At 66.9% G+C, this 23,023-nt stretch carries 16 protein-coding genes; 10 read left to right on the top strand and 6 right to left on the bottom strand.

What is annotated here, in order from left to right; translation table 11 throughout:
- Positions 1–62: 62 nt before the first annotated feature.
- The 3 genes from NS365_RS02555 to NS365_RS02545 are packed head-to-tail and all read left to right on the top strand — an operon-like array spanning position 63 to position 7,845.
- Positions 63–1,667 carry an efflux RND transporter periplasmic adaptor subunit gene (locus NS365_RS02555; protein ID WP_082684369.1) on the top strand — a complete coding sequence of 535 codons (1,605 nt, stop codon included), beginning with the start codon at positions 63–65 and terminating at the stop codon, positions 1,665–1,667.
- The gene (locus NS365_RS02550; protein WP_058598710.1) at positions 1,664–4,759 is read left to right on the top strand and encodes an efflux RND transporter permease subunit; all 3,096 of its coding nucleotides are present in this window, start codon (positions 1,664–1,666) and stop codon (positions 4,757–4,759) included. Before NS365_RS02555 ends, NS365_RS02550 begins: the two co-directional genes overlap by 4 nt.
- A complete protein-coding gene (locus NS365_RS02545) occupies positions 4,756–7,845 on the top strand; it encodes an efflux RND transporter permease subunit (RefSeq protein ID WP_058598709.1) in 3,090 nt (1,029 codons plus the stop codon). Before NS365_RS02550 ends, NS365_RS02545 begins: the two co-directional genes overlap by 4 nt.
- 9 nt (positions 7,846–7,854) lie before the next feature.
- Here the strand turns inward: NS365_RS02545 and NS365_RS02540 are convergent, their stop codons facing one another.
- From NS365_RS02540 to NS365_RS02530, 3 genes are all read right to left on the bottom strand, one after another.
- On the bottom strand, positions 7,855–8,619 hold the full coding sequence (locus tag NS365_RS02540) for a CDP-diacylglycerol diphosphatase (RefSeq protein WP_058598708.1): 765 nt from the start codon (positions 8,617–8,619) through the stop codon (positions 7,855–7,857).
- A 125-nt stretch (positions 8,620–8,744) separates the two neighbouring features.
- Entirely contained in the window at positions 8,745–9,341 is a 597-nt protein-coding gene (locus tag NS365_RS02535) for a DUF1349 domain-containing protein (RefSeq protein WP_244498334.1), read from the bottom strand.
- Positions 9,338–10,384, bottom strand: a complete 1,047-nt coding sequence (locus NS365_RS02530) for a LacI family DNA-binding transcriptional regulator (RefSeq protein ID WP_058598707.1) — start codon at positions 10,382–10,384, stop codon at positions 9,338–9,340. Before NS365_RS02530 ends, NS365_RS02535 begins: the two co-directional genes overlap by 4 nt.
- Before the next feature lie 258 nt (positions 10,385–10,642).
- Between NS365_RS02530 and NS365_RS02525 the strand changes: the two genes are divergently transcribed.
- The 6 genes from NS365_RS02525 (at position 10,643) to gspG (ending at position 17,386) form a co-directional block, all read left to right on the top strand.
- Positions 10,643–11,902 (top strand): ABC transporter substrate-binding protein, encoded by a 1,260-nt coding sequence (locus tag NS365_RS02525; protein WP_058598807.1) that lies wholly within the window; start codon positions 10,643–10,645, stop codon positions 11,900–11,902.
- A 128-nt stretch (positions 11,903–12,030) separates the two neighbouring features.
- The gene (locus NS365_RS02520) at positions 12,031–13,059 is read left to right on the top strand and encodes a carbohydrate ABC transporter permease (RefSeq protein ID WP_082655668.1); all 1,029 of its coding nucleotides are present in this window, start codon (positions 12,031–12,033) and stop codon (positions 13,057–13,059) included.
- Entirely contained in the window at positions 13,059–13,901 is an 843-nt protein-coding gene (locus NS365_RS02515) for a carbohydrate ABC transporter permease (protein WP_058598706.1), read from the top strand. The genes NS365_RS02520 and NS365_RS02515 overlap by 1 nt, the downstream gene beginning before the upstream one ends.
- 5 nt (positions 13,902–13,906) lie before the next feature.
- The gene (locus NS365_RS02510) at positions 13,907–15,601 is read left to right on the top strand and encodes an alpha-amylase family glycosyl hydrolase (protein WP_082684368.1); all 1,695 of its coding nucleotides are present in this window, start codon (positions 13,907–13,909) and stop codon (positions 15,599–15,601) included.
- Between the two features lie 21 nt (positions 15,602–15,622).
- The gene (locus NS365_RS02505; RefSeq protein WP_058598705.1) at positions 15,623–16,735 is read left to right on the top strand and encodes an ABC transporter ATP-binding protein; all 1,113 of its coding nucleotides are present in this window, start codon (positions 15,623–15,625) and stop codon (positions 16,733–16,735) included.
- A gap of 204 nt (positions 16,736–16,939) precedes the next feature.
- Entirely contained in the window at positions 16,940–17,386 is a 447-nt protein-coding gene (gene gspG / locus NS365_RS02500) for a type II secretion system major pseudopilin GspG (protein ID WP_058598804.1), read from the top strand.
- A 723-nt stretch (positions 17,387–18,109) separates the two neighbouring features.
- Here gspG and NS365_RS02495 read toward each other — a convergent pair.
- From NS365_RS02495 to NS365_RS02485, 3 genes are all read right to left on the bottom strand, one after another.
- The gene (locus NS365_RS02495; protein WP_153003624.1) at positions 18,110–18,985 is read right to left on the bottom strand and encodes a hypothetical protein; all 876 of its coding nucleotides are present in this window, start codon (positions 18,983–18,985) and stop codon (positions 18,110–18,112) included.
- Positions 18,986–19,422: 437 nt separating this feature from the next.
- Positions 19,423–20,607: an MFS transporter gene (locus NS365_RS02490; RefSeq protein ID WP_058598803.1), complete on the bottom strand. Its 1,185-nt coding sequence runs from the start codon at positions 20,605–20,607 to the stop codon at positions 19,423–19,425.
- A 267-nt stretch (positions 20,608–20,874) separates the two neighbouring features.
- The gene (locus NS365_RS02485) at positions 20,875–21,462 is read right to left on the bottom strand and encodes a hypothetical protein (RefSeq protein ID WP_058598703.1); all 588 of its coding nucleotides are present in this window, start codon (positions 21,460–21,462) and stop codon (positions 20,875–20,877) included.
- Positions 21,463–22,004: 542 nt separating this feature from the next.
- On the opposite strand from NS365_RS02485, the gene NS365_RS02480 reads away from it, so the two are divergent.
- Positions 22,005–22,979 (top strand): helix-turn-helix transcriptional regulator, encoded by a 975-nt coding sequence (locus NS365_RS02480; protein WP_058598702.1) that lies wholly within the window; start codon positions 22,005–22,007, stop codon positions 22,977–22,979.
- Positions 22,980–23,023 lie beyond the last annotated feature (44 nt).

The following is a 23,023-nucleotide window of genomic DNA, read 5'->3' as shown; positions in this document are numbered from 1 at the left end:
CACCTTCCTCTGTTTAGGAGGAGGCATCGCGAGTCTGCGCGTGGGGTTGGGGCGGTGCTGCCATGGGCGCAGGCGGAAAGTTCGTTGTTGTCGCAGGTCTGATCGCGGCCGGCGTGGGGGCCTATGCGGAGCGCGCGTTCTGGCTGCCGCAGGCCATGGCGCTCCTGCCGGCGCAGTTTGGCGGCCATGGGCAAGGTCCGAACGCAGAGGTCTTGCGCGACCGCTCCGTGCCGGTGGTCGCCGCGCCCGTCACGCGGGCCGACGTGCCGGTCTATGTCACCGGCGTCGGAACGGCCAAGCCGCTGAACTCCGTGACCGTGCGCGCGCAGGTCTCCGGCAAGCTCACCGAGATCGACTTCCGCGAGGGTCAGGACCTGAAGAAGGGCGACCCGATCGCCCGGTTGGACGACGCGCTCTACAAGGCCCAGCGCGATCAGGCGCTCGCCAAGAAGGCACAGGATCAGGCCGTTCTGGTCAATGCCGAGCTGGAATTGCAGCGCGACGAGAGGCTGGTGCATTCGGGCGCGATGACCGAGCAGCTCCTGGGCAACCAGCGCGCGCTGGTGGAGCAGAACCGCGCGCAGGTCGCCGCCGACGCGGCCGCCGTCGAGGCGGCGGAAGCGCAACTCTCCTACACCGTGATCAGCGCGCCGATCGACGGGCGCACCGGGCTTCGCGGCGTCGATGTCGGCAATCTCGTTTCCAGCGGGGATGCGAGCGGCATCGTCACGCTGTCGCAGATCCAGCCGATCGCCGTCGTCTTCTCCGTGCCGCAGCAGGACCTGGCCCGCGTCAACATCGCGCGCGCCGCCGCGCCGCTCGGCGTCGAGGCCCTGTCGGGCGAAGGCCAAGTGGTGGCCGAGGGCGAACTCACCGTGGTGGACAATCAGGTGGACCCGACCACCGGCACGGTGCGCCTCAAGGCCGAGTTTCCCAACAACACGCTGGCGCTCTGGCCAGGAGCCTTCGTGGATACGAGGCTGCTGGTGGAAACCCAGCGAAACGTTCTGACCGTGCCGAGCGCCGCCGTGCAGCACGGGCCGGCGGGGGCCTATGCCTATGTCGTGTCGGACGGCGCAAAGGTTCATCTGCGCCCCCTCACGATCGGGTTTCAGGACGACAAGCGCGCTGTCGTCACGGGGGGAGTGGAGGAGGGCGAAAGCGTCGTCACCTCCGGCTTCTCGCGCCTTCAAGACGGGGCGAGCGTGAAAGTGTCCTCGCCCGAAGAGGCCGACCCCGCCAAGCTCGCCGTGCCAATGACCGAGGGTGGTTCGAAGGGCGGCAAGCACCACAAGGGCAAGCATGGCGCGAAGCCGGCAGCTGCGCCGGCTCATTCCGGCGGAGCCGAACCTGCCGCGCCCCAGACCTCCGAACGGAGCGCGCCGGCAACGGATGGCGGCGAGGAGGCAAAGCCGGCCGATACCACCCCCGCAGGACCGGGGACGGTGGAGAACCAGCCCGCCGAAAACCGGCGCGCGGCCGCTGAGGGCCGGGAACAAACCACTTCGACCCAGAGCGATCCAAGCATTGTGTCTGCCGTCGAAGCGCCGGACGCAGACCCTGCATCGCAGGGACGAGCACCGGCCACGACGTCCGGCGCGAGCCCGACCCGCTCCGCCGACCTGAAGGAGTCCGCCCCCGGCTCCCAGGCCGCGCCCGCGCCATGAGCCTGTCCACGCCCTTCATCCAGCGGCCGATCGCCACGACGCTTCTGGCCATCGCCGTCCTGATCGCGGGCTGTCTCGGCTTCGCCTCGCTGCCCGTCGCGCCCCTGCCGCAGGTGGAGTTTCCGACGATCCGCGTGACGACGCAGCTGCCGGGCGCGGACCCCGACACGATGGCCGCGCTCGTCACCGCGCCGCTGGAGCGCCCGCTCGGGCAGATTCCTGCGCTGGCCGCCATGACCTCCTCCAGCGCCTTCGGCATCAGCCAGATCACGCTTCAGTTTCAGCTCGGCCGCGACATCGACGGCGCGGCGCAGGATGTGCAGGCCGCGATCAACACGGCGGCCGGCGGCTTGCCGCGCACGCTGCCCTACCCGCCGACCTATGCGAAGGTGAACCCGGCGGCGACGCCGATCATGACGCTGGCGCTCCATTCCGACACCTACCCCTTGCGCGATCTCAGCGACTTCGCCGACACGGTGATGGGCCAGCGCCTTGCCGAAGTGTCGGGTGTCGGCGACGTGCGGATTCAGGGCGGGGTGAAGCCGGCGATCCGGGTGCAGGCGGACCTTTCGCGCCTCGCTTCCTATGGGCTGGCGCTGGAAGACCTGCGCACGGCGATTTCCAACGCCAATGTTTCAGGCGCGAAGGGCGTGGTGGACGGGGCCAGCCAGTCCTTTTCACTCTCGGCCAACGATCAGATTCACGACGCCGCGACCTATCGCGCCATCACCATTGCCACGCGCAACGGCGCGCCGGTGCATCTCAGCGATGTGGCCGACGTGGTGGAAGGGTTGGAGAACAGCCGCGTCGGGGCCTTCTACCAGGGCCGCCCGGCCGTGGTGGTGGACATCATGCGCCAGCCCGGCGCGAACGTCATCGAAACCGTCGCCGAGATCGAGCACACGCTGCCGCGCCTTCGCGCCTCGCTCCCCGCCGGGGCCTCGCTGGATGTTGTGAGCGACCGCACGGATACGATCCGAGCCTCGATCCGGGATGTGCAATGGACGCTGGCGCTCAGCGTCGCGCTGGTCGTGCTCGTCGTGTTTCTGTTCCTGCGCACGGTCTCGGCCACGCTGATCGCGGGCGTCGCGCTGCCCTTGTCGCTGATCGCGAGCTTTGCCGTCATGTGGGCCTGCGGCTTCAGCCTCGACAATCTGTCGCTGATGGCGCTCACCATCGGCACGGGCTTCGTGGTGGACGACGCCATCGTCATGATCGAGAACATCGCCCGGCATATCGAAGAGGGCGAGAAGCCAATGGCGGCGGCGCTCAAAGGCGCGGGCGAGATCGGCTTCACCATCGTCTCGCTCACCGCCTCCTTGATCGCCGTCTTCATTCCGCTTCTCTTCATGAGCGGGCTGGTCGGGCGCATGTTCCGCGAATTCGCGCTGACGCTCACCATCGCCGTCGTGGTCTCGGCCCTCGTCTCGCTGACGCTGACGCCCATGATGTGCGCGCGCATTCTGCGGGCGCCCCAACATACGTCCAGCGGCCTCACCGGGTTTCTCGACCGCGCCATGGATGGGCTGAACGAAGCCTATCGACGCTCGGTGACGATCGCCGTCCGCCATCCCGCGCTCATGCTCCTTCTGACCGCTGCAACGCTGGCACTCACCGTCGTCCTCTATGTCACGATCCCCAAGGGCTTCCTGCCCGATCAGGACACGGGCCTTGTGAGCGCCGTCGTGGAGGCCGAGCCCACCACCTCCTTCGAGGCCATGCGGGGGATCGAGGCCGATGTCGGCGCGCGGCTGCGGGCCGATCCGGCGGTGGAAAGCGTCACCGCCTCGATCGGCACCAGCGCGGCCAATCTCACGATGAACCGGGCCGTTTATTCCCTTGTGCTCAAGCCCCGCGACGAGCGGAGGGACGGCGCAGAGGCCGTGATCGCACGCCTGCGCCAAAGCCTGTCGGACCTGCCCGGAATCGGCGCGACGTTCCAGAGCCAGCGCGACATCGCGATTTCGACGCGCGCCAGCCGGGGCGCGTATCAATATACGCTGACGGGTGCCGATGCCGGCGAGGTGGCGGGCTGGGCCGAAAAGCTCTCGCGCCGCCTGGCCGACGATCCGGCGCTGATCGATGTCGCCTCCGACACGGAGCTGGGCGGCGGGCGGCTTGCCATCGACGTGGACCGCGAGGCCGCCGCGCGGCTCGGCGTCACCATGCAGGAAATCAGCGACACGCTCTACGACGCCTTCGGCCAGCGCCAGATCAGCACGATCTACGGGCAGGCCAACCAGTACCGCGTCATCCTGGAAGCCGCGCCGCGCTATCAGAGCGACCCCGCCGCACTGGCAAAGGTCTATCTGCCGGGCACGGGCGGGGCCATGGTGCCGCTGGGAGCCATCGCCCATGTCGCCTTCGCCGCCGGCCCGCTGGTTGTCAGCCGGGACGAGCAGTTCCCTTCCGCCACGATCAGCTTCGACCTCGCCCCCGGCGCGTCGCTCGGCACGGCTCTGGAGGCGGTAGTGAAGGCCGAGCGCGCCATCGGCCTGCCCGATACGATCGGCCGGCGCACCAGCGGCGACACGGAGGAGTTCGCGCGCTCGGCCGCCAACGAGCCCTGGCTGATCCTCGCCGCCATCGTCACCATCTATATCGTGCTCGGCCTTCTCTACGAGAGCGCCGTGCATCCAATCACGATCCTCTCCACCCTGCCGTCTGCCGGCGTCGGCGCGCTTCTGGCGTTGATGCTGACGGGGCAGGACCTGTCGCTGATCGCCCTCATCGGCATCGTGCTGCTCATGGGCATCGTGAAGAAGAACGCGATCATGATGATCGACTTCGCGCTGGAGGCCGAACGCGGCGAAGGGCTCACGCCCCGCGAGGCGATCCTGAAGGCCGCCACCTTGCGCTTCCGTCCGATCATGATGACGACGCTGGCCGCCCTTTTCGGCGCGGTGCCGCTGGCTTTGGCGCAAGGGCCGGGCGCGGAGCTGCGCGTGCCGCTCGGTATTTCCATCATCGGCGGCCTCGTCCTCAGCCAGCTTCTGACACTCTACACGACCCCCGTCATCTATCTCGCGCTGGACGGGCTGAAGCGCCGCTTCGCCCCGCGCGGCGCGCCGGTCGAGGGCGAGCCGGCGTGAAACTGTCCGACCCGTTCATCGATCGGCCGATCGGCACGACGCTTCTGGCGCTCGGCCTGATCCTGGTCGGGCTCGTCGCCTACCACGTCCTGCCCGTGGCGAGCCTGCCGGCGGTGGACCTGCCGACCATCCGCGTCAGCGCCAGCAGGCCCGGGGCAGACCCCGAAAGCATGGCGGAAAGCGTCGCGGCCCCGCTGGAACGCCATCTCGGGGCGATCGCGGGCGTCACGGAGATGACCTCCACCAGCGCGCTCGGCGCCACCGGCATCACGCTTCAGTTCGATCTGTCGCGCAGCGTCGACGGCGCGGCGCGGGACGTGCAGGCGGCGATCAACGCCGCCATCGCGGACCTGCCGAGCGACATGCCGGGCCTGCCCTCGATCCGCAAGGCCAACCCGGCCGCCGCGCCGATCCTGACCCTCGCGCTCACCTCCGACACGATGAAGGCGAGCGATGTGTTCGATGTCGCCGACAGCATTCTCGTGCAGCGCATCGCGCAGGTGGACGGCGTCGGCGATGTCTCGGTCAGCGGCGCGGACCAGCCGGCGGTGCGCGTGCGCGTCGATCCCCAGCGCCTCGCAGCTCTGGGCCTGTCGGCCAACGATGTGCGCAACGCCATCGTCAACGCCAACACGCTGGGGCCGATCGGCTCGATCGACGGGCCGGGCTCGGGCTATGCTCTGACCATCAACGCGCAGCTGACGACGCCCGAGGATTATGGCGCGATCCTCTTGCGCGCCGCCGACGGCACCGCCCTGCGCCTGTCGGACATTGCCACGGTCGAGCCCGGCGTGCGCAATCGCCGCTCGGAAGCCTGGTTCAACGGCAAGCCCGCCGTGATCCTCAACCTCACCAAGGCGGCGGACGCCAATGTGGTGCAGACGGTGGACGCGGTGAAGGCGCTGATCCCCGAATTGCACGATCTCCTGCCCGCCGGCATCGACATCGCCGTCCTGCACGACCGCACGCTCACCATCCATGCCAGCGTCGAGGATATGGAGCGCACGCTGCTCATGACGGTGGCGCTGGTCATGCTCGTGGTCTTCGCCTTTCTGCGCGCGCTCGTGCCGACGCTGGCGGCGGGCGTCACCGTGCCGCTCGCCTTTGCCGGGGCCTTCGCGGCCATGTTCCTGTCGGGTCTGGCGCTCGACAATCTCTCGCTGATGGCGCTGGCGGTGGCGAGCGGCTTCGTGGTGGACGATGCCATCGTCATGATCGAGAATATTCACGCCCGGCTGGAACAGGGCCTCTCGCCCATGCAGGCGGCGCGCGAGGGTGCGCGGCAGATCGGCTTCACCGTGATCGCGATCAGTCTGTCCTTGATGGCGGCCTTCATCCCGCTCTTCTTCATGGGCGGCGTCACCGGGCGCTTTCTCGTCACCTTCTCGCTGACGCTCGCCTTCACCATCGCCGTCTCCACGCTCGTCTCGCTGACGCTGACGCCGATGATCTGCGCCCACCATATGCGCCGCGCGCCCGAGGGCCATCGGCCGGGACTTCTGTCGCGTCTGGTGGAGCGGGGGCTGGAGCGCATGGCGGGCTTTTATGCGCGAACGCTCAAAAGCGTTCTGCATCATCGCTTTCTGGCGGTCATCAGCACGCTCGGTTGCATCGGGCTCACGGTGCTCCTGTATGCCCAGGTTCCCAAGGGTTTCGTGCCGCGCGAGGACACGGGCTTTCTCGTCGCCAGCACGCAAGGGGCGAGCGACATTTCCTTTCCCGCCATGGCGGCGCTGGAGCGACGCGCCGTGGCCAGGGTGGATGCCGACCCGGCGGTGGAGAATGTCGGAGCCTCGGTCGGCGGCGGCACGTTCGGCACGGCCAATCGCGGCTCCATGCAGATTTCGTTGAAGCCCGCCGCGGAGCGCGACCCGACGGAGGTCGTCGTCAACCGGCTGCGTCAGGCGCTGGGTGCCATTCCGGGGCTGGAGAGCTCGGTCTACGCGCCGAGCGATATCCGCATCGGCGCGCGAAGCTCGGATTCGGAATATCAGTTCACGTTGTTCGACGCGGACTTCGCCGAGCTGACCGCCTGGGCCCCGCGCATTCAAGAGCGCCTGCGCGCGGAGCCTCTTCTCGCCGATGTCAGCAGCGACCGCCAGCCGAACGGCTTGCAGGCGAGCGTCGAGGTGGACCGGGCGCAAGCGGCCAATCTCGGCGTCGCCATGACGGCCGTGGACTCGGCGCTGAATAACGCCTTCGCGCAGCGCCAGATCACCACGATCTATGGCGACCGGAACCAGTATCGCGTCATTCTGGAAGCCGGTGCGGACTTCGCGACCGACCCGGAGGATGTCCTGAAGATCCAGGTGCCGGGCCTTCACGGCGCGCCCGTGCCGCTCTCGGCCTTCGCCCATATCAAGCGCGAGGAAGCGCCGATGGGGGTGAACCATCAAGGACAGTTTCCCGCCGTTACGATCGCCTTCGATCTGGCTGATGGCGCGACGCTGGAGGCCGCCAACGCGGCGGTGCGCGCGGCCGTCGCCGGCATGAACCTGCCTGACACGCTCCATGCCGAGTTTGCGGGCGATGCGGCCGTCTCGAACGCCGGCGCGAGCCAGCCGCTCCTGATCCTGGTGGCGCTTCTTTCGGTCTATGTCGTGCTCGGCATCCTCTACGAGAGCCTCGTCCATCCGCTGACGATCCTCTCCACCCTGCCCTCGGCCGGGCTGGGCGCGCTTCTGGCGCTCTGGATCACCGGCACGGAACTCACCCTTATCGCCTTTATCGGCATCATCCTCCTGATCGGCATCGTGAAGAAAAACGGCATCATGCTGGTGGATTTCGCGCTGGAGGCCGAGCGCCTGCGGGGCCTGTCGGCGCAAGAGGCGATTTTCGAAGCGTGCCTCCAGCGCTTTCGCCCGATCACCATGACGACGCTCGCCGCCTTCGCGGGCGCCATTCCGCTGATCGTCGCCACCGGCCCCGGCGCGGACCTGCACCGCCCGCTCGGCATCGCCATCGCGGGCGGGCTTCTCGTCAGCCAGGCGCTGACGCTCTACACGACGCCCATCATCTATCTTCTGTTTGCCGGCTGGGCGGAGCGCTGGAAGCAGCCCGCGCCTCATCAGCCGGCCCATTCCTGAGAGAAGCGCTCAGCGCCCCCGGCAGTTCGGCTCCAGCATGAACTCGACCGGAAAGAACGTGTCCGTTCGCCGGCCGACCGGATTGGTCAGAAGCACGAAGGTCCGTCGTCCGTCCGCCAGGCGCTCGGGCACCACGAACAGGAGATGGTCGCCCATCGCGGTGCGCGCGCCGGGCATCTTCGCCGCCAGGATCGCGAACGGGTTGAAATCCGCGATCGCGCCGGCATCCACCCGCATGGCCCACAGCTTGCGCCCGTGAATGGTGAAGCCGAGCGGCTTGAAGCCCCGCGTGCCAAGCCGCCCGGCCGCCTCGGCCAAGGCTTTCGCCGCCTTGGGCGCGAGGCAGCCCATATGGATGTGAAGCCGGTCCTGCGAGCGGGATCGATGGGAGTTGATCCCGAGCGCAAAACCGGTCGGCGCGGGCTCGGCCACGCGCGGATCGAGCAGCCAATGCCGCTGCGCCCAGGCCGCTTCGAAGAAGTTCGGCGCGTCAGCCTCCGGAAGGCGGGGGTCTTCGATGCCGTGGATGGCACTGAGCGCGACGAGGATCGTGCGCCGCCGGTCGATCGGCTCGCGCAGGATGGCGTAGCCTCCGAGATCGCCCTGTAGATGGCCGACCTGGAGGCACGGAAAGGGCAGACTCGTGAGGGCCGCATTCACGGCGCAGGCATCGGCCACCCAGCCGAGCGTCGAGCGCTGATAAGCATGGGCGAGCTTCACGCCGCCATAGAAGGCGGCGAGAGCCAGAACGAGCGCTATGGCGCGCTTTCGCATGAAGACGATCCGAGAAGCACGGGGCCGATCGGCATGGAACGGCGCGGGGGACAGGAAGCGGCTTGGCGGGGGCCGCCACGTCCGAGCGATAGGGCCGGACGGGCCGGCCCGCAAGCCCCGCCAGCCTATGACAGGTCGTGCAGATCCTTGCCCAGATGCGGCTGGAGCGACCAATGCGAGAATCGGACCTGAAGGCCGCCGCGCTCCGGCGTGCAGGCCATGGGGCCGACGCTGTAGCGCTCGGCTCGCGGAAACGGGCAAAGGCGCAGGAGAGGCCAGCGCTTGCCATCGGGCGAGATCTGGAGGCGCAGCACGCCGGCTTTCAGCGACACGCGCAGCCAGAAGTCCGACGCGTCCCCCTCGAACGGGCCGGTTGCCCAGTCGGAGCGCCCATCGGTGACGACGCTGCCCGCCATCGCCCGCCCGTCGGACACTTCGACGCCGAACTTCACCCAGCGCTCGGCATCCAGCCGCACCATGAGGCCGGCCTGGTCATAGAGGCTCTCGAAACGGGCGCGCACGCGGACCTGCGCGGTGAAGCCATCGGATGTGTCGAGGCCGAGATGATGGCCGCTGTCGCGCGTGAACCCGTAATGCGTTTCGCGCCAGAAGTCGGTCGAGGGGCCGGTGGTCAGATCGAGAACGCCGTGTTCCAGCGCATGGGCGGGCGGCTCGTTCAGCCAGATGCCTCGGTCCAGTCCGTTCATTTCCAGTCCGTTCATCCGATGTCTCCTCCCGCGTCCACGGGAGCCGGCCCCGTCGATCGACCTTCGATCAGCGGCACATCCCAGACCTCCACGAGGTCGGCGGCGGGCGTGCCTTGGCGGCGCTCGATCGCCATATCCGCGAGACGCCGCCCCGCCAAGCGCACGCTGGAGCGCAGAACCGTGAGGCCGGGCGCGGCGATCTCGCTCGGCAGGGCGTCGATCACGTCGTCATGGGCCATCAGCGAAATGTCGCCCGGCACGCGCAGGCCCGCCGCCGCGATGGCGCGGGCCGCGCCCGTCGCCATCAGAACCGAGGAACACAGAAACGCCGTCGGCCTCGCGCCCGAGGCCAGCATCGCTCTGGCGGCGGCAAAACCCTGCGCGAAGGTTTGCGGCCCCTGTGCCATCAGGTCCGGGCCGGGGGCGAGTCCGGCTTCGGCCAGGGCGCGGACATAGCCCTCGCGCCGGTCCACCGCGTAGGAATAGATTTCTTCGCCGTTGAGGAGCGCAATCCGGCGGTGGCCGAGTGCGGTGAGATGGGCGGTGCCCTTGAAGAACGCGCCGAGATTGTCGACGCTCATCGAGGCGACGGCCTGGCCGAGCAGCGGTCGCCCATGGCAGACCACGGGAAAGTCGATCTCGGCGAGATCGGCCGTGTCGGGCCGGTCGAGAATGGGCGACAGAAGCACCAGCGCATCCACCGCGCCCGAGCTCACGATCCGCTCGCAGGCCGCGCGCTCCTCTCCCCTCTTGGTCGGAAAGAGATGGATCGCCATGCCTCGCTCGGCCGCCGTTTCCGCGATGCCGGTCAGGAGATCGGTGACGATCGGATTGTCGAGCATATTGTCGGCGATGCCGAACAGGAGTCCGATCGCGTCGGCGCGGCCCGTGGCAAGGCGCTGGGCCGAGAGGTTCGGGCGGTAGTTCAGCCGCTTGGCCGCGTCCAGAACACGGTGCCGCGTCTTCGCGTTGACTTCGGGATAGCCGTTCAGCGCGCGGCTCACCGTCGCCGGCGACAGGCCGAGATAGTCTGCGAGGTCCTTGAGATTGCGGATCATCCCGCCACTTATCCTGTTCCACGATCAACGCCGCCCGAGCGCAACCTGCAAGCGGCAAACCGATCCATGCCATGTTGACACAGAGTTTAAAGCGCTTCAAATTCAATGAAAGCGCTTTAAACAGTGCCGGGACGCAAATTTGTGGGATCATGCAGGGCCGGAGCGGAACCGGCGGAAACCATGAGCCGCCGCATCGTCGCCAGGGAGGGCGACGGGGCGGAAGGCGGCGCTGATTGGAACGAAACGGGAGGACATCATATGCTGAAAGCATTCGCCGCAGGGCTCATCGCCGCCACGATTCTGGGAAATGCCGGCGCGCACGCCGAAACCTTGAGCATCGCGCTCGGCTCGGTCGGGCGCGACGTGGACGAGATGCGCGGGCAGCTTGACGCGTTCGAGAAGGCGTCGGGCCACAAGGTGACCATCGTCACCATGCCGGCCTCCACGACGGACCAGTTCGGCCAGTATCGGCTCTGGCTTTCGGCCGGCAACAAGGATGTGGACGTCTATCGCACCGACGTTATCTGGGCGCCGCAGCTCGCCGCCAATCTCGTGGACCTGTCCGGCCCCATGAAGGACGTGATCGGCCAGCATCTGCCCGCGGTGATTCAGTCGCAGACCGTGGACGGCAAGCTCGTCGCCATGCCGCTCTTCGCCGATGCGCCGGCCCTCTACTACCGCAAGGATCTTCTGGAGAAGCACGGGCGCCAAGTTCCCAAGACTTGGGCCGAGCTGACAGAAACCGCCAAGTTCGTGCAGGACGCCGAGCGACAGGGCGGCAACGCGCAGATGAACGGCTTCGTGTTCCAGGGCGCGGCCTATGAGGGCCTGACCTGCGACGCGCTGGAATGGACTGCCTCCAATGGCGGCGGCCAGATCGTCTCGCCCGAAGGCGAGATCACCGTCAACAATCCCAAGGCCGCCGCCGCGCTCGACATGGCGCATGGCTGGGTCGGCACGATCGCCCCGCAGGGCGTGCTCGGCTACATGGAGGAAGAGTCGCGCGGCGTCTGGCAGACCGGCAACGCCGTCTTCATGCGCAACTGGCCCTATGCCTATCCGCTGGGCAACGCAGCCGACTCGCCCATCAAGGGCAAGTTCGACGCCGTGCCCCTGCCGGCGGGCGAGGGCGGCCAGTCCGCCGCGTGCCTGGGCGGCTGGAACCTCGCCATCTCGCAATATTCCGAGCACAAGGACGCCGCGATCGAGCTGGTCAAGTTCCTGACCTCGGCCGAGGCGCAGAAGTCCCGCGCGCTCGGCACCGCGCGCCTGCCCACCATTCCCTCGCTCTACGAGGACCCCGAGATCGTGGCGCAGCAGCCGCTGGTGGCCAAGTGGAAGAGCGTCTTCGAAAACGCGACGCCCCGCCCCTCCGCGCCCACCAAGGCCAAGTATAACGAGGTGTCGCAGCAGTTCTGGACGGCGGCCAACAAGACGCTGGCCGGCCAGGGCGACGGTGCCGCGAACCTTCAGGACCTTGAGCGCCAGCTGCGCCGTTTGAAGCGCAACGCCTGGTAAGCTTCCGCCGGTGAGCGAACGGTGCCTTCGCCCCCGAGGCGAAGGCACATGGCATGAGCCCTTTCGACGCCGCGCCGCCACCCCAGCCGCGCGCCGGCTCGACCTCTCCCCTTTGCGAGGCGCTTGCGATGTCCAACGCCACACCCGGCGCACCCCCCACCCGGAAAAGCTTCGAGGCCGAGCCCAAAGCCGGCCTGCCCGCCCCGAGCGCGCCATCCGCTCCGGCAGGCCGCTCGGCCCTGACGCGCCAGCGCCGGCGCGCCGCCTGGCTCTTTCTTCTACCGATGCTCCTCGTTCTGGCGCTGGTCGCGGCCTGGCCGCTATTCCAGACCATCCAGTTCTCCTTCACCAACGCTCGCCTGTCCGACCTCGAAGGCGCGCAGTTCGTCGGCTTCGCCAACTATTACGAGTGGGTGGACTATGGAGGCGGAGAGGGTGAAGCCTTCGGCCTGCTCGCCGATCCCATCTGGTGGCAGGCGGTCTGGAACACGGTGCGCTACGCCATCATCTCGGTGTCGATCGAGACGGTGCTGGGTCTGATCTTCGCGCTCGTCTTGAACGCCGAGTTCAAGGGCCGCGCCCTGGTGCGCGCCGCCGTGCTGATCCCCTGGGCCATCCCGACCATCGTCTCGGCCAAGATGTGGGCTTGGATGATGAACGACCAGTTCGGCATCCTCAACGACATGCTCGTGAAGCTCGGCCTGATCTCCGCGCCCATCGCCTGGACTGCCTCGCCCGACACGGCCATGATCGCCGTGATCATCGTGGACGTCTGGAAGACCACGCCCTTCATGGCGCTGCTGATCCTCGCCGGCCTTCAGATGGTGCCGGGCGATGTCTACGAGGCCGCGAAGATCGATGGCGTGAACCCGGTCAAGGTCTTCTTCAAGGTGACGCTGCCGCTGATCCGCCCGGCGATCCTCGTCGCCGTCATCTTCCGCGCGCTGGATGCGCTGCGCGTCTTCGATCTGATCTACGTGCTGACGCCCAACAACCCGCAGACCAAGACCATGAGCGTCTATGCGCAGGAGAACCTCTTCCAGTTCGACAATTTCGCGCAAGGCTCGGCCGCCTCGACCATGCTCTTCCTCGTGATCGCGATGATCACGCTGCTTTACATCAAGACCGCCCGGCTCAATCTTGCAGGAGGCCAGTGATGAGCGCTCGAACCCTCCAGCGCGCGGCCGGCCGCGTCGGCTTCTACGCCCTCGTCATTGCCATCGTCGTGTTTTCGGTCTTCCCGTTCTACTACGCCATCCTGACCAGCCTGAAGAGCGGCACCGATCTCTTCCGCATCGACTATTGGCCGCGCGCCATCACGCTCGCCAATTACGAGGGCGTGCTGTCCACCGGCACGTTCCTGCGCAACATCCTGAACTCGCTGATCGTGGCGGTTTCGGTGGTGGCGATCTCGCTGTTTCTGGCCGTCACCGCCGCCTACGCGCTGTCTCGCGTCTCGTTCCGGGGACGCGGACTCCTGCTGCTCACCATTCTCGCCGTGTCGATGTTCCCGCAGATCGCGGTGCTGGCGGGCCTGTTCGAGATGGTCCGCGCCATGGGCCTCTACAACACGCTCTTCTCGCTGATCTTCGCCTATATGATCTTCACCCTGCCCTTCACGGTTTGGGTGCTGACCACCTTCATGCGCGATCTGCCGGTCGAAATCGAGGAGGCGGCGATCGTGGACGGGGCCTCGCCCTTCACCATCATCCGGCGCGTCTTCCTGCCGCTGATGTGGCCGGCGCTGGTGACGACCGGGCTTCTGGCCTTCATCGCCGCCTGGAACGAATTCCTCTTCGCGCTGACCTTCGTGGCCAACAACGACACGCGCACGGTGCCCGTCGCCATCGCGCTTCTGTCGGGCGCGTCTGAACAGGAAACGCCCTGGGGCACGATCATGGCCGCCTCCGTCGTCGTCACGGTGCCCTTGATCGTTCTCGTCCTCATCTTCCAACGCAAGATCATTTCCGGCCTCACCGCAGGCGGCGTGAAGGGTTAGTCCCGATGCTCGATAAAGTTCAAGCGACCTCCACCGAGAGCCCGGCGATCCAGCCGACGGCGACTCCCGATCGCGACTGGTGGCGCGGGGCTGTCATCTATCAGGTCTATCCCCGCTCGTTTCAGGACTCGAACGGCGACGGCGTGGGCGACTTGCCCGGCATCACCCAGCGCCTGCCCCATATCGCCAAGCTCGGGGCAGACGCGCTCTGGATCTCGCCTTTCTTCACCTCGCCGATGGACGATTTCGGCTACGACGTGTCGGACTATCGCGGCGTCGATCCGATCTTCGGCACGCTCCAGGATTTCGACATGCTGGTGGCGGAAGCCCATCGGCTCGGGCTCAAGGTCATGATCGACCTCGTTCTCTCCCATTCTTCCGACCGCCATCCCTGGTTCGTGGAAAGCCGCAAGGACCGCACCAACCCACGGGCGGACTGGTATGTCTGGGCGGAGCCGAAAGACGACGGCTCGCCGCCCAACAACTGGATGTCGAATTTCGGCGGCTCGTCCTGGGAGTGGGACGCCGGGCGTCAGCAATATTACCTCCACAACTTCCTGATCTCGCAGCCCGACCTCAACTTCCACAACCCCGCCGTTCAGGACGCGATGCTGGATGTCGTGCGCTTCTGGCTCGACCGGGGCGTGGACGGATTTCGGCTGGATACGGTCAATTTCTACTTTCACGACGCCGAGCTTCGCGACAACCCGCCTCTCCATCCCGGCAATTGGAACGAGCGCACCGCTCCGCGCGACCGGCCCTATAATCGGCAGGACCATCTCTACGACAAGAACAGGCCCGAAAATCTCGGCTTCCTGACACGCTTCCGCGCCCTGCTCGACGAATATCCGGCCGCGACGGCGGTGGGGGAAGTCGGCGAACTCATTCGCGGTGTCGAGCTGATGCGCGAATATACCGAAGGCGGCGACCGGCTTCATATGAGCTACGCCTTCGACTTCCTGAACACGGAGCTGCCCGCGATCGACGACATCCGCCCGGTGATCGAGCGGTTCCTGGACGGGGGCACGGACGCCTGGGCCTGCTGGGCCTTTTCCAACCATGACGTGACGCGCCACGCCACGCGCTGGGCGGACGGGCAGGATGACCGGGACGCGGTGCTCAGGCTCGCCGCCGCGCTTCTTCTTTCTCTGCGCGGCTCGGTGTGCCTCTATCAGGGCGAGGAACTCGGCTTGAGCGAGGCCGAAATCCCCTACGAGGATATCGTGGACCCTTGGGGCAAGCGCTTCTGGCCCACGATCAAGGGCCGCGACGGCTGCCGCACGCCCATGGTCTGGACCGCCGGCGCGCCGAATGGCGGCTTCACCACGGCCGCACGCCCCTGGCTGCCTGTGCCCCCCGAGCATCTGCCGCTGGCGGTGGATGCGCAGGAGGGCGTGGCGGGTTCTCTGATGGAGACCTATCGCAACTTCCTTGCCTTCCGCCGCCGCCATCCGGCGCTGGTGAAAGGCGACATCGCCTTCCACGATCTCGGCTCGGACTGTCTCGCCTTCACGCGCCGGCAAGGATCGGACGCGCTGCTCTGCGTCTTCAACCTGTCGCGTCGCGAAGCCGAGATCGACGTGGGTGGGGATTTCTCGGGGGCGCGTCTCCTGAGCGAAGCGGGCGCGTTCGGCGCGCGGTTCGAGACAGGCCGCCTCGCGCTCGCGCGGCATGGCGCCGCCTTCTTGCAGCTGGATTGATCGACAGGGGGAGGACGACCAATGGCCCATCTCAAGCTGACGGGCGTGCAGAAACGCTATGGCGCGGTGGAGGTTCTGCACGACATCAATCTGGACATTCCCTCGGGCGAGTTCGTGGTCTTTGTCGGCCCGTCCGGCTGCGGCAAGTCCACGCTTCTGCGCACCATCGCGGGGCTGGAGGAGATTTCGGGCGGCACGTTCGAAATCGACGGGCGCGTCGTCAACGAGGAAACACCCAAGCAGCGCTGCGTCGCCATGGTGTTCCAATCCTACGCGCTCTATCCGCACATGAGTGTTTACGACAACATGGCCTTCGGCCTGTCGCTGGAGAAGGGACAGTCCAAATCCGAGATTGATCGGCGGGTGCGGGAAGCAGCGAAGATGCTGCAGATCGAGTCCTATCTCGACCGCCTGCCCAAGGCCCTGTCGGGCGGTCAGCGCCAGCGTGTCGCCATCGGCCGGGCGATCACGCGCGATCCGAAGGTGTTCCTGTTCGACGAGCCGCTGTCCAATCTCGACGCCGCCCTTCGCGTGCAGACCCGCATCGAGATCGCGCGGCTGCACGAGCGGATGCCGAACACGACGATGATCTACGTCACCCACGATCAGGTCGAGGCGATGACGCTGGCGGACCGGATCGTGGTGCTGAACAAGGGCCATGTCGAGCAGGTCGGTACGCCTCTGGAACTCTACAACGATCCCGACAATCTCTTCGTCGCGCGCTTCATCGGCTCGCCCGCCATGAACATCCTGCCGCTGGCGGCCGATGGTAGCGGCGGCTGGGTCTTGAAAGGAGGCCGATTGCGGGTGCCCATCTCGTCCCCCGCCGGGGCAGGCGGCGAATTCCATCTCGGCGTGCGGCCGGAGGACCTGTCGCTCGCGGGCACAGGAGAGGACGCCCTGATCGAAGGCCAGGTGGCGCTGACCGAGGATCTGGGTGAGGTAACGCTGGTCTATGTGGATGTCGGACTGACGGACGAGCCTGTCGTCGCCAAGCTGCCCGGCAGCGTCACCCTTCAGCGCGGCGCGAACCTGCGCCTTACCGCCAGCGCGGACAAGCTGCGTTTCTTCGGCGCGGACGGGCGCGCCATCCGCCCGCCGCTCGCCTCGACGCGGTTCGCGGCAGCGGGCTGAGCAGGGAAGGCGGCGAGGGCCGATCTCGCCGCGCCGGGGGCGATCGCATAACGGGAAGCGCTTGCCTCCGCCCGGACGGCGGGGTGCGTCGCCCTGCCCGATCCCGGATCTGGGGAACCGGCGGATTCGAGCCGACGCGCTTTACCGGATCGCAAAGCGATGGAGCCTAAGGTCGGCCGCATCGAGACCGACGAGGGACGAGTCATGGCACGCAACGAGGATCGGACAGCCGAAGCGCTGTCGCGGGACGATCGCGCCGATGCCGGCTTCACGCTGGTCGAGCTTCTCGTGGTTCTGGCGATCATCGCGATGATTGCGACGCTCGTCGGCCCCCGCGTGCTCGGCTATATCGGCACCGCCAAGGCCGACACGGCACGCACGCAGGTGCACAATCTCGCCAATGCCGTGGAACTCTACTACCTCGACACCGGCGCCTATCCGCAAGCCGACAAGGGCCTGGCCGCCCTCATGACGAATGACGGCTCGCCCGGCTGGAACGGCCCCTATCTCAAGAACCAGAGCGGCCTGACCGACCCATGGGGCCGACCCTATGCCTACGAAGTGTCTCCCGGCGGCTTCCGCATCGTCTCGCTCGGCCGCGATGGCGCACCCGGCGGCACGGGCGAGGACGCCGATATTTCGGGGCCTTGATAGGCGCATCACAGCGCAGCCGAAGCGGATTGGATCAGAGGCTCTTCATTCGCAATGAAGGGCGGGAACGGCAGTCGTCGCCTTGGATTCGACCGATCGCGTTCAAACGTTAGCCCTCGTCCCGAAAATCGTTCCGAGCCGTTGCTCGAGCGCTCGCCTACCGGCGTCCTCGCCGATCTTCGAGTTCCGGGCCAAACCACCGGGCCGAGAGTGATGATGTGTTTGGGGTCTGGGCGAGAAGCGAGGCGCGCGTAAGGCGACGGCGCATCGGCGGTGCGGTCGCGACGAAATATCCTCCACAATGCACAGCCAAGGACTCTGCCAAAACGCGCGGGGAGGATCAGCGGAGCCTATGGTTTGCACGCAGATCGAGCGGGCTTTGGTTGAGCGGATGTCGGCGGGCACGACGCGCTGGAATTTCCCGTGCCAGCCCGCGCCTGGAACAGCCTTATCCCTGAGACGGCAGTCGGACAGCCTTAGGCTTGCTGTGGGCCTTGAGGCAAAACTCGTATCGGATCAACGACGTTGGAGGCGTCCGGCCCCGACCACATTCGAGGCGACATTCCCGGTCTGTGGCCCACGGCCCTATGAGGATTGGCAGTTTCGAACCCGCAGCGGGCGGTCGGCAGGAAAGAGCCGGCGCGGCGGCGGCGACGCACGACAAGCGTCGGGCGTCCGCCAGACGGTCTTGCCGCGTTTCACTGAGCTGACGCGAACGAGCCCTTAAACGGCGGATCGCTGCCGGCGATCGGGGCCGCGATAGGGGGCGGCGGCCGAGGGGGCAGGCAGGAGAAGCCGGATCGCGAGGGCGGCCGCCAGCATCCCGATCAGCCAGACGAGCAGAATTGCGCCGAACCCCGCGCCTTGGTTCCATTCGCGCAGGACGCCCAGCGCGAAGGCCACAAGCCAGGAGGTCGCGGACACGGCCCCGCACGCGACGAACAGGCGCCGCTCGCGCCCGCGCCAGCGCCCGTCGATGGCGCGGGCAAGGGACTGGGAAAAGGGTGACAGGACACGGGTGTGCAGCACGAAGGCGTTGGCGGTCAGCGCCGTCACCACCACGATCTTGGCCCAGAGTTTGGGGCTCGCGAGGAAGCTCGGATCGCTCGATACGGCGAGCGCCGTCAAAGCCGCACCCGAGGCCCAGAGGAGGCCGAAGCCGACCATCACCACACGCCTGCCTGCGCCGAGGATGCTCGGCGCATAATCGGGCGCGCGCCCGGCGCGCATCCAGCCCAGAAGGTTCCCGTCCAAGAGAAGCGTGGTGCCCAAGCCAAGGCAGAGGCCGATCAGATGCACCATGCGCAGGAGCGAACGGAGTTCGACGGGCGGCAACGACCAGCCGGACAGCGTGCTCGCCGCGCCGCCATGCGCCGCCATTTCGAGCGGAAGCGAGCCGCGCAAATCCCAAGCGCCGCTCGGCACGGCCTCGGCCGCCCCCACAGCGAGCAGGAGCGCGAGGGCGACCAGAAGCGACGGCAAGACGGTCGGGCGAGGCGGCATGGCAGCCAGGATCGAGACGGCGACAGGCGCGGCCCTTCGGGCGCGGCCCGAAGGTGACACGAAGGAACGAGCGCCGCGCGTTCCCCTATCGCCCATACCCGACCTCACCGAGCGGATGAGCGATCAGGGCGGCGGGCGGAGGCCGGTCGTGCCGAGCAGGGCCCGTCCGGTCCCAGCGCCCGAAACAAAGGCGCGGACTGCGGAAGCGACAAACGCCGCGATACGGCAACGCCGCGCCGCATCGACGGACCAGCCCGCGTGGCGGCTGCATATGGGTCCGCGGGGACCGACGACATCACCAACCCATTGTCCATGCCCGTCCCTCCTCTTCCGTCCCCGAACCCTATGCCCTTTCCGCTAAAAGACCGTTTCGAAGCGGACTGGATACGGCGGACGAGACTGAACAGAACCGAACGAAAACCTTGCGAGGTCGATGCGAGACGTCTTCTCCGGGTGGGCGCCGTTGTGCGTCGGGGAGCGCGATGCGTCTTCCCCGCCCCTCCCGGAGACGCGCCGGTCGAACCCGAAGCGCGTCAGCGTTTCAGGCGCGGCAGGAAGATGGTGGCAAGGCCCAGAAGCGGGAGATAGGAGGCGACGCGATACACGAATTCGATGCCGCGCGTATCGGCGAAATTGCCGAGGAACGCCGCTCCGAGACCGCCCGCGCCAAAGGCGAAGCCGAAGAAGATACCGCCGACAAGGCCGACCCGGCCGGGCAGAAGCTCCTGCGCGAAGACCACGATGGCCGGAAAGGCCGAGGCCAGAACGAGACCGATCACGACGGTCAGAAGCCCGGTCATGGGCAGGTTGGCATAGGGCAGCATCAGCGCGAAGGGGATGACGCCGAGGATCGAAAACCAGATCACGAAGCGCGCGCCGAGCTTGTCGCCGATCGGCCCGCCCGCGAAGGTGCCGACCGCCGCCGCGCCAAGGAACAGGAAGAGCATCAGCTGCGCCTCGCGCACCGTCAGGGCGAATTTGTCGATGACGAAGAACGTGTAATAGCTCGACAGGCTCGCCAGATAGACGTTCTTGGTCGCCGTCAGCAGAATCAGGATCGCCAGGGCCCAGAGCACCTTGCCGCGTGGCAGGGGCAGCGTCCGGCTCGCCGCCGGGCGACCCGCATGAGCCTTGCGATGGGCCGCATACCAGCGCCCGGACCAGGACAGGATAACGATGCCCAGAAGCGCGATCGCCGCGAACCAGGCGATGCTCGACTGGCCGAAGGGCAGAACGATGAAGGCCGCGAGCAGCGGGCCGATCGCGGTGCCCGCATTGCCGCCGAGCTGAAACAGCGACTGCGCAAAACCATGCCGCCCGCCCGAAGCCAGCCGCGCGACGCGCGAGGATTCCGGGTGGAAGACGGCCGAACCGAGGCCGACGAAACAGGCGGCCACCACCAGAAGCGGGTAGTTGTGGGCGTGGGCCAGCAGGATGAGGCCGAAGAGCGTGCTCGTCATGCCCACGGGGAGCGAATAGGGCATGGGCCAGCGATCCGTCACCAGACCGACCACCGGCTGCATCAGCGAGGCGGTGATCTGGAAGGCCATGGTGAGGAGCCCGATCTGTGCGAAGTCGAGCGCGTAGTTCTGCTTCAGCAGCGGATAGAGCGAGGGCAGCAGCGACTGCATGATGTCGTTGAGCATGTGGCAGCCGCTCATCGCCACGAGGATCGAGAAGGTCGCCCGATCGGGAGACGCTTTCGAGGGCAGGGCCATATCGCTCATGATCGCTCTCTTCGGATACCAGGCGGCAGAGCGCCGGCCCCCTGGCCCCGCGCGATCTGTCCGCCACGCTTACCTTTGGTCCCTCAGGGGCCGCTTCGTCAACGGGCCTCGGCACCTCGCTGAGACGCGGAAATCCTAGCCGGCTGGCGCGACGCCCCGCCCGTCGCCTCAAGCCAACTTCGAGCGCGCGGGCCTTGCGCTCGAAGCGTGAGCGCTGTCTGTTCGATGCGTGATGGAGATCTCGCGCTCTCGTCGAACTTATCGGCGCGCCCGCGTTGGGCGACCGTTCTCCCGTTCGATGTGAGCCTCGCGCAAGACGCGAACCATCATCATACTGTCGCGATAGCCGAGACTGTAAATCTGGATGGCAACCGGCTTCGAAGCGCTGTCTTTCGAAGAGCGAAACCTCCAGAGAGAGCGATACGAATAGTATCGATCATAGTCTGCAAAATTAAGTGTTCCGCCATCTCGCAGGTCAGTGAGGAACGTTTGCCCCATCAACAGGATCGGCCGTCCCTGCACGTAAAAGAGGAACTCCCTCAAGGAGGCCTTGGCCGGAGGGAGCGTATGGAGAGCGCAGACGGCGGTGACGAGAGCACAAAACAGAACGAAATCGAGGAAAATTCTATTCGTATGAATTTTTGAAACAACGGCATAGATCACCATAATGGTAAACATGACATGCGCCAGGAAACCGAGCCATATCGAACCGCCGGCATATATCGCGACGGCTTCATTCTCGTCGGGAACAGGGATGCTACTGTCGCGAAAATTCCGCCACGCCCATATGCCGATGAGCAGCATGGCTGAAACGACGAAAATCATGTAGATGACAACGATGATCAACGAGGCATTCTCTTGGTCTTCCGTTCGACATCGCCTGTCGTGGCTATGATCGTGGCCTCATGATCTCAAGAGTAGATCGGCGACTCCTTGTCGGCGATGCCCTGATCGGTTGCGCGATACGATCATTCGGTCGGAGCAGCCATGCATGGCGCAGCGTTATGTGTCTGCCCACGGTTTCTCGCGCGGGTATCGACGTCCTGAGCACGTTATCCTACCCTTGGCCAGTCGCAGCCCCCCACTTCAGAGAATGAGCCCGCCATTCCAGGGCACAAGGACGCTGGGTCGCCAGCGCGGTTCTCGAAACCGGAAGCGTCCAACGCTTGTCTGGGCCGACACATCAAAAGACGTGATCGACATCTCCCGCGATTGGCTCCATGCTCACTGCGAGAAGTCGGCCTCCAGCGGCTGCGCCGATCCTTGGAAGCGCGCGTCGAAAGGCCGAACGTGAAGACGAAGCGAGACGGCCGATCCGTTGCGGAAACCCGGCCGAACGATAGACCTTTGTCAAACGGTTCTTTTCGGTGCGTCCCCTGGGACGGCGTATGAATCATCCCGTCTTGATGGAACGTCGGGGACAATTCGAGACCCCAGGCGAAGCCGAGGCGTTGCGGGCCTTTCTCACGCCCCTGTTCGACCTCACCCTGATGCACGACGCCCCCGTTTCCATAAGCTGCCACGCGCGCGCCACGGGCGGCGGGCTTGTGGTCCGCCTGGACGCCGGATCGCTTGAACTCGAGCGCGCCGTGGGCGCGGCGCGGCGCGGCGGCTGGGATCATCGCCTCGTGCTGCTCGTGTCGGCCGGGTCTTGCGACAGCACCGTGCGGGAGCACGTCCAGCCGCTGCGCTCGGGCGACATCGCCTTGTTCGACATGGCGCGGTCCTTTAGCCTCAGCATCCAACGCCCCGCCAGCCTCGTTCTCCTTTTTCTGCCGCGAAGCACGCCGCTCGAAAGCCTGCCGCCGCATGGCCGGCATCTTCCGGCGGAGGATGTGATGAATGGGCTGATCGTGCCTCCGATCCGCTTGCTGGCCGACGGTCCGGCCCCCTTGTCCCCAACGGAAGCCAGCGCCTTGATCGATGCGATCGCGCTTCTGGCCCAAGCGCCGCCGCCGGACGCACCGGATCGGCTGACCGATCTCTGGGCGCTTCTGGACGCTTGCGCCACCAATGCGGAGTGGCCTCCGGGGCGCATGGCGGCGGCGCTCGGCTTGTCGCGGACGGGACTGTATCGCCTGGCCACGTCCGAAGGCGGCGTCAGCGCGATGCGGCAGGATGCGCGGCTGCGCCACGCCGTCATGCTTCTCCTGGACCCATCGGGCCCGGTCCGCGCTGTGGCCGACGTCGCGCTCGCGTCGGGCTTTGCGTCGCCGGCGCATTTCTCGCGCTTGTTCCGCCAGCGCTTCAGCCTGTCGCCGCTGGAATTTCGAACGCGCGTCCGCTACAGCGGCGAAGCCAGGCTCGACCCGCGCTTCGCCCTGTGGCTGGAGCGTGGGCTGAACGGGGTCGCCCCTTCCTGAGTGGGCAAGAGCGGGGCCGCTTCGGCGCGGAGGGATTGGCCCCC

The organism is Aureimonas ureilytica, from assembly GCF_001475935.1.
Classification (GTDB): domain Bacteria; phylum Pseudomonadota; class Alphaproteobacteria; order Rhizobiales; family Rhizobiaceae; genus Aureimonas; species Aureimonas ureilytica_A.
The sequence above is the reverse complement of the archived record's forward strand: the minus strand, read 5'-3'. Positions and strand labels throughout refer to the sequence as shown.